The 2,958-nt window shown below is 67.6% G+C and carries 3 protein-coding genes and 1 rRNA gene; 2 read left to right on the top strand and 2 right to left on the bottom strand.

The genetic code is table 11. From position 1 onward, the window contains the following. Positions 1–186 precede the first annotated feature (186 nt). Both rrf and ABEA30_RS00800 read left to right on the top strand, forming a co-directional pair. Positions 187–303: ribosomal RNA gene (gene rrf, locus ABEA30_RS00805) — 5S ribosomal RNA — on the top strand. Between the two features lie 38 nt (positions 304–341). Next, positions 342–926, top strand: a complete 585-nt coding sequence (locus ABEA30_RS00800; protein ID WP_345577549.1) for an FAD-dependent phenol hydoxylase family protein — start codon at positions 342–344, stop codon at positions 924–926. 46 nt (positions 927–972) lie between these two features. Here ABEA30_RS00800 and ABEA30_RS00795 read toward each other — a convergent pair whose 3' ends face one another. Together ABEA30_RS00795 and tal are read right to left on the bottom strand one after the other, a co-directional pair. Next, complete coding sequence (locus ABEA30_RS00795) at positions 973–1,599, bottom strand: nuclease-related domain-containing protein (protein WP_345577546.1); 627 nt, start codon at positions 1,597–1,599, stop codon at positions 973–975. Positions 1,600–1,806: 207 nt separating this feature from the next. After that, positions 1,807–2,883, bottom strand: coding sequence for a transaldolase (gene tal, locus ABEA30_RS00790; RefSeq protein WP_345577543.1), 1,077 nt, complete (start codon positions 2,881–2,883; stop codon positions 1,807–1,809). Positions 2,884–2,958 lie beyond the last annotated feature (75 nt).

Here is a 2,958-nt window from a genome sequence, read left to right as displayed (position 1 = left end):
GGTGATAGGTCGGATGTGGAAGCACAGCAATGTGTGGAGCTGACCGATACTAATAGGCCGAGGGCTTGTCTTACTACAAAGATGCTACGCGTCCACTGTGAGGTTTCTCGGGATACGGTCGGGAAACCGTGAACAACTCAACAATCTTGAGTATGTGTCGGATCCGATCACTATCACCCATAGTGTTTCGGTGGCCATAGCGAGAGGGAAACACCCGGTCCCATCCCGAACCCGGAAGTTAAGCCTCTCTGCGCCGATGGTACTGCGAGGGGGACCTCGTGGGAGACTAGGACGCCGCCGGACTTCTTTCAAACAAACCCCCTGAACCTGGTTCAGGGGGTTTGTTGCATTTCAGGGGATCTGCACCGGCCCAAGCTGTTTGCGCCTGGGCTGGCCCTCAAGATTGGTTCGCCAGGGCTGCCGGGTTCCCGATTGGCAAGCGCTTCAAGTCGGCGCGCGTGGCGCGGGTGTGCGACGGCAACCCACTCCACCTGGGCCACCAGGCCAGGGCCGACGGACGGTGGCGGCTCTACGCCTTCGCCGATGTCGACGGTTCCGGCCTCGACGCGTGGGCGCAGTGGTTGGCCGGTGGGGACGACTCACCCGTCGTGCGCTACACGCCGGAGGGCGCCGACGTCGACTCCGTGTTCGACGTGAGGGCGATCTACCAGCAGGCGCACGAGGACGTGGACCTGATGGCGGTGCCGGCCGTGTTCAAGCCCGAGGTGGGCCCGTTCCGGCTCACGTACCTGGAGAAGGTGTACGCCCGCCTCAGCGAGGACGAGGACATTTTCGCCGAGCGTGCCATCGATCGAGGAGGCGCCGTCGTGGTGGCGCGCCCGGACCAGTATGTGGCGCACGTCCTGCCGCTGCACGACACGGCGGCGTTGGCCGCGTTCTTCGAGCGGAACCTGCTGTCTCGGTAGGACGGGATGCCGCGCTCCGTCATCCCTCTGGGGCGCGGCAGCTCCCTCAATGCGCACGCCAGGTTTCCGGCCTACGGGCATGGGCGAACAGCTCCAGCACCATCTCTGCCGGCAAGGCAGGGATGCACGAGCTGAAGACCCCCGCCAACTGATGGCTGGGAATGACCCACACGTCTCCCGGCTGCTCGCGCACCACCAGCGACTGCGCGGCGACCGGAACGATGACGCCGACGACGCGCACCGGCCTGCCCACTGCCGTGGACAGGAGCCGTGCCGCTCGCTGGGCCTCGTGGCGGCTGTTGCGCACATACGGCTGGCGGTGACCGCTGACCATGAAGGTGCTTCCGGCCACCCAGAGCCTCGCGCGGGCGTGGTGCTTCGTGTTGAGCGTGAAGACGCCACCGGGGCCGATCAGGAGGTGATCGATGTCGGCGCCCTTCGCGCCGACGGGGATCGAATGGAGGAAGCCCCACCGTCGATCCAATTGCCTGAGCCGGATCAGTTCGCGGGCCACGCTCCGCTCGCCCAGCATCCCGACGCGCCAGGAGGACTGGGGGTCGGACGCCCCGTAGGGTTGCTGCACGAACCGGTCACCGGCCACCGGTGATGCGGAAGCAGCCTGGGCTTGGGCCGCGAGGCTCGAGCCCGCGGCCGAGTGCAGGAGGTCGGCCACGGGTGCAGGCGGGATCGCCTGAGGCGGACGTTCCGGCTCATTGTGATGGGGCCAGCCCGGGGCTGGCCCTGTGATCCCCTGGCCGTCGAAGACGAAGTCCGGCCGCGATGACGATGCCCCCATGGGGCCGAGACTAACCCGGAACCGCACCGGCTGGGCAGGGCTCCCGATCCTTGTCAGCGACGACCGGGGCGCCGGCCCTGTTGGTCAGCCGTGCAGCGCGACTCGGACGGTTTCCTTCAGCTCGTTCCAGCTGACGATGAACTTCTCGACGCCCTCGTCCTCCAGCACCTTGAAGACGTCCGCCAGGTCCACCCCGGCGTCGGCGATCTGCTGCAGTACCTGCCGGCCCTCGGCCTCGGTGCCCTCCATGGGGCGGCCGAGTTCGCCGTGGTCGGCGAACGCCTCGAGGGTCTTCTCCGGCATGGTGTTGACCACGCCGCGGGCGACGAGCTCCGAGACGTAGAGCGTGTCCGGGTACGCCGGGTCCTTGGTGCCGGTCGACGCCCACAGCGGCCGCTGCGGGTTGGCGCCCTTGGCCTTGAGCTTGGCGAACCGCTCGGAGCCGAAGACCTCGTCGTAGGCGCCCAGCGCCACCTGGGCGTTGGCGATGCCGGCCCGGCCCTTGAGGTCGTCGCGGCCGAGCTCCTCGAGTCGTCGGTCGATCTCGGAGTCGACGCGCGAGATGAAGAACGACGCGACGGAGTGGATCTTGGACAGGTCGCGCCCCGCTGCGTCGGCGGTCTCGAGGCCGGTCAGGTAGGCGTCCATGACCTCGCGGTAGCGCGCTTCGTCGAAGATGAGGGTGACGTTGACGGAGATGCCGCGGCCGATCGTCTCCGCGATGGCCGGCACGCCGGCCTTGGTGGCGGGGATCTTGACCAGCAGGTTCTCGCGCCCGACGGTGTCGTAGAGGTCCTGCGCCTGCTCGACGGTGGCCTGGGTGTCGTGGGCGAGGTCCGGCGCCACCTCGATGGACACGCGGCCGTCGAAGCCGTTGGAGTTGCGGTGGATGTCCCGGAACAGGTCTGCGGCGTCGCGGACGTCGGTGGTGGTGGCGAGGCGGATTGCCTCGTCGACGTCCGTGAGGCCCTTGAGCTGGTCGGCGTAGTCCTCGCCGTCGCTGAGGGCCTTGGCGAAGATGGTGGGGTTCGTGGTCACGCCGACGACGTGCTTGGTGGCGATCAGTTCCGCGAGGTTGCCGCTGGTGAGGCGGCCGCGGGAGAGGTCGTCGAGCCAGATCGAGACGCCGGCATCGGTGAGGGACTTGAGACGGTCAGTCATGGGAAACCGGCTCTTCGTACCTGAGCGTGGGGTCATAGTCGTAGACCGCCGCCGATGAGGAGCATTCTGAGGCGG

Origin of the sequence: Tessaracoccus lubricantis, from assembly GCF_039544535.1 — a bacterium.
In the GTDB taxonomy this organism is placed as follows: domain Bacteria; phylum Actinomycetota; class Actinomycetes; order Propionibacteriales; family Propionibacteriaceae; genus Arachnia; species Arachnia lubricantis.
Note: the sequence above shows the minus strand (reverse complement) of the source record. Positions and strands in the feature narration are given on the sequence as shown.